This is a genomic window from Oscillibacter sp. (assembly GCF_031978065.1).
Classification (GTDB): Bacteria; Bacillota; Clostridia; order Oscillospirales; family Oscillospiraceae; genus Oscillibacter.
Genome location: NZ_DALZCH010000169.1, coordinates 1 through 4,095 on the forward strand (window position 1 = coordinate 1; position 4,095 = coordinate 4,095).

The 4,095-nt window shown below is 60.3% G+C and carries 4 protein-coding genes and 1 pseudogene; 1 reads left to right on the top strand and 4 read right to left on the bottom strand.

Annotated features, from left to right (window positions below; all coding sequences use genetic code 11):
* Positions 1 to 285: pseudogene (locus RTK01_RS16035) on the top strand (hypothetical protein); the annotation flags it as partial.
* Between the two features lie 345 nt (positions 286 to 630).
* Here RTK01_RS16035 and RTK01_RS16040 read toward each other — a convergent pair.
* The 4 genes from RTK01_RS16040 to RTK01_RS16055 form a co-directional block, all read right to left on the bottom strand.
* On the bottom strand, positions 631 to 972 hold the full coding sequence (locus tag RTK01_RS16040; RefSeq protein WP_312281935.1) for a phenylpyruvate tautomerase MIF-related protein: 342 nt from the start codon (positions 970 to 972) through the stop codon (positions 631 to 633).
* 142 nt (positions 973 to 1,114) lie between these two features.
* The gene (locus tag RTK01_RS16045; protein ID WP_312281936.1) at positions 1,115 to 1,486 is read right to left on the bottom strand and encodes a RidA family protein; all 372 of its coding nucleotides are present in this window, start codon (positions 1,484 to 1,486) and stop codon (positions 1,115 to 1,117) included.
* A 65-nt stretch (positions 1,487 to 1,551) separates the two neighbouring features.
* A complete protein-coding gene (locus RTK01_RS16050; protein ID WP_312281937.1) occupies positions 1,552 to 3,297 on the bottom strand; it encodes a [FeFe] hydrogenase, group A in 1,746 nt (581 codons plus the stop codon).
* Positions 3,291 to 4,095 (bottom strand): FAD-dependent oxidoreductase (locus tag RTK01_RS16055; protein WP_312281938.1); only part of this gene is annotated, 805 nt, incomplete at its 5' end. The genes RTK01_RS16050 and RTK01_RS16055, both read right to left, overlap by 7 nt.

A 4,095-nucleotide genomic window follows, 5' to 3' on the forward strand; every position in this document is an offset into this window, starting at 1 on the left:
ATGGTGGACCTTCTGGATTTGGAGGACGCCAACGGGGAGGTTGACCGCCGTAACGCGGTGGGCGAGCGCCGGGAAGACGGCGAGCTTCTGCGTCACGCAGAGGGGTCACAGCTTCTTATGGGTATTACCAAGGCATCGCTGGCCACAGAATCCTTCCTGTCCGCCGCTTCCTTCCAGGAGACGACCAAGGTTTTGACCGAGGCCGCCATCAAGGGCAAGGTGGACCATTTGCTGGGCCTGAAAGAGAACGTGATTATCGGAAAGCTGATTCCCGCCGGTACCGGTCTTGCGGCCTATAAGGAATTTGCGGAAGAGCTTGTGCCTGCTCCGGCCATGGTCGGCGCGGGAGACGAACTCCCCGCGTATGAGGACTGAAACTCGCATTGAGCTTACAAAAACCGCCCGGACGCAGTCGCGTCCGGGCGGTTTTCTGTCGGGAAAGCAGAAATTAGAGAAATAAGCAGCCAAAAGGAAAGAGCGGGGCGAAGCGGGGAAATCCAAGGGCCTCATAAAATTTTCAGAAGGCCAGAGAATCAGCGGCGGGCAAAAATTTGGAAAAGCAGAAATTCTTAGGAAAGCGCAGACCCGGGCAAGATTTTTCCGGGAAATCCGCACCACTTCATCCGACTCTTATTTCATCGTGCCCTGCATACCCCAGTTTTCAAACTCGCTGTATGTAAGATAAATTCCGTCCTGAGGCAGGCGGGTGGTCTGCTGGACGACTTCAAACGCGGCCTCGGTAAACGCTTTTCTGTGCGCAAATTCGGCGGAACCGAAGCACTTCACATCCACATAGGCAAGGTCCCGCTGTTCGCCGGCCAGATACATGGTGCGCCCGTCGGAAATGTCCACCATCAGCATGCGTTCGGTCTTTCCGGGGATAAGGGAGATTTTCTCGCCCAGCGCGGTCTTGAGCGTGTCCTTCTGGGTGTCAGACAGCCGCTTTGAGGTGTTGATCCCAATATAAGGCATAGGTGCATCCTCCGTTTTGATAGGATTGATTGAATTTTGCTTTTGTGCCGACGAGTGGCGAGCCATACGTTTTTTATGAAGACTGTCTTCCCTGTAAGCGGGGAAGACAGTCTTCATAAATTCATTCGGCAAAGCGTGAGCGTCAGGTTTCCGCGATGATCTCCACTTCCACCAGTCCGTCCTTGGGCAGTGTCTTCACGGCCACGCAGGAGCGGGCGGGCTTTTCGGTAAAGTATTTGCCGTAGACCTCGTTAAAGGCGGCAAAGTTCCCCATGTCGGAGAGAAAGCAGGTGGCCTTCACCACGCGTGAGGGGTCGCTCCCGGCAGCGGCCAGCAGAGCGCACAGGTTTTTCATCACCTGCTCGGACTGAGAGACAATGTCCTCGCCCGCCATCGCGCCGGTGGCGGGGTCCAGCCCCAACTGGCCAGAGGTGAACAGCAGGCCGTTTACAACATAGCCCTGAGAATAGGGGCCGATGGCAGCGGGGGCGTATTCGGTGTGAATCAGTTTCATAAGAAACTCCTTTCCATCATTCAGTTTCTTCCATGGTACTTCATGCGCCGGGGAATTTCAACCCTTTACAGGGAATCTTTCCCCGTGGGGGCCGACCGGGCGGAATGGTCCGTGTGGAGCAGATGGTGGGACCGCTTTCCTAGCGGTTCCCGGAGATATTCGCTGTACAAGCTTTTCACGTCGGGATTTTCGTGGGAGAAGCGGAGCTTGCTCCCCGCGTCCAGCTCCCAGAGCAGATCGCCCCGGGAAGCGGCCATTTCCGTGCCCTCGTGAATGGGCTGTCCGCCGCCGCCGGCGCAGCCGCCGGGACAGGCCATCACCTCCACGAAGTCGTATTCCGATGACCCGCTCTCCACCGCTTCCATCAGCTCCCGCGCGCCGGAAAGGCTGCTGACCACCGCCACCCGCACGGTCCCCGCGCCGGGGATGGCAAAGCTGGCTTCCCGCCAGGGAGTGCCGCTGCGGAGGTTGGAAAATGCGTCCGGCTTGGGATTTTTACTGGTGGCAAGGTAATAGGCGGAGCGGAGCGCCGCGTCCATCACACCACCGGAGGCCCCGAAAATCACCGCCGCGCCGGTGCCGGAGCCGAGAGGACTGTCAAAGGGTTCCTCCGGAAGGTCCGTGGGAACAATGCAGTCGCTGCGCAGCAGGCGGACCATCTCACGGGTGGTGAGCACCGCGTCCACGTCGGGATCGCCGCAGGCGTCGTTCATGTTGGGAAGCTCGCACTCCGCCTTTTTGGCGGAGCAGGGCATGATGGACACCACAAAGAGCTTGTGGGGGTCAATGCTCTTCTTCTCCGCAAAATAGCTTTTGGCGATGGCGCCGAACATCTGCTGGGGAGACTTTGCGGTGGACAGGCACTCCGTATAAGCCGGGTATTGGGACTTGACAAACCGCACCCAGCCGGGACAGCAGGAGGTGAACATGGGCCAGCGGTATTTCCCACGGTGGGTAAACCGCTCCAAAAACTCACTGCCCTCCTCCATAATGGTGAGGTCGGCGGCAAAATTGGTGTCAAAAATGTAGTCAAAACCCATCCGGCGCAAAGCCGCCACCATTCGCCCTGCGGTGGCAAATTTGGGGGAGAGATTAAACGCCTCCGCCCATGCCACCCGCACGGCGGGCGCCACCTGAATCACTGTGGTGATCTCCGGGTCCGCCAAAGCCCGCAGGACCTTATTGCTGTCGTCCCGGACAGTGAGAGCGGCAGTGGGGCAGTGGGTGACGCACTGGCCGCAGAAGGTACAGTCCGTGTTTTTGAGAAGCCGGTTAAAGCTCACGTCCACCGTGGTACGGGAACCGGTGCCAGCCACGTCCCAGATGTGCATTCCCTGCACCTTGTCGCACACCTGCACGCAGCGCATGCATTTGATGCACTTGCTGGCCTCCCGCACCACCGGGGCGTCCAGATCAACCCGGGATTTTTCCGGTTGGAGCTGGTAGGGCTGATAATGGATGTTTAAATCGTGGGACAGGGTTTGCAGGGCGCAGTTTCCGCTGCGGATGCAGGTGGTGCAGGTGGAGTTGTGCTCCGAGAGAATCAGGCGCAGGTTGGTTCTCCGGGCGGAGCGGACCCGGGGGCTGTTGGTGCGGATGACCATGCCCTCCTCCACCTGCGTGTTGCAGGCGGGGATAAGCCGCTGGGTCCCCTCCAGCTCCACCACGCAGATGCGGCAGGCCGCAATTTCGTTGATTTCCTTCAGATAGCACAGGTGGGGAATGGGGATGCCTGCCTCCTGAGCGGCGCTTAAAATCGTGGACCCCTCGGGGACGGAAAGAAAACGTCCGTTAATTTCGATATTTACCATTTTTCCACACGTCCTCCCTTGAAAATCCCGTAGCCAAAGTGGTCGCAGCGCAGGCAGCGGGAGGATTCCTCCCGGGCCTCCTGATCGGTAAAGCCACACTCAATGCACTGGAAATCGTGCACGCGCTCGCCCGCGTCCCGCTCGTTGGTGTTGATACGGCCCCGGGGACGCAGGTCGGAGAGGTCGGGGGTGGGAATCTGCACATCCGTCACAATCTCGTGGTTGAACCCTAAGTACTCGTCGATGTTGGCGGCGGCAACCTTCCCCGCCGCGATGGCGCGGATGACGGTGGCGGGGCCGGTGACGCAGTCGCCCCCGGCAAACACGCCTTCCACGTCGGGAAGCTGGGTGCTGGAAGCCGCCAGCACTGTGCCGCCACGCTGGATTTTCACGCCGCTTTGCTCAAAGCCGTGGGTTTCAATGCCCTGACCGATGGCCACAATCACCACGTCGGCGGGAATGCGCCGGGTCTCCACGTCCGCGTCATTGGGACGGGGACGGCCCAGGCTGTCCATCTCGCCAATGATCTGGGGCCTGACCCACAGGGCCACCGCGCGGCCCGACTCGTTGGCTTCGATCCGCAAAGGGGCTTCCAGCGTCAAGACCTCCGCGCCCTCGGCGATAGCGCCCTCTATTTCCTCCTGCTGGGCGGTCATGTCCGCCTGACGGCGGCGGTATACGCAGGAACCCTTTGCCGCCCCCAGACGCAGGGCGGAGCGGGTGACGTCCCTCGCCCCGTTGCCGCCGCCGATGCCCACCCCGTTCATCCCGGTGAAGTCCGGCCGCTCCCCCTCGCCG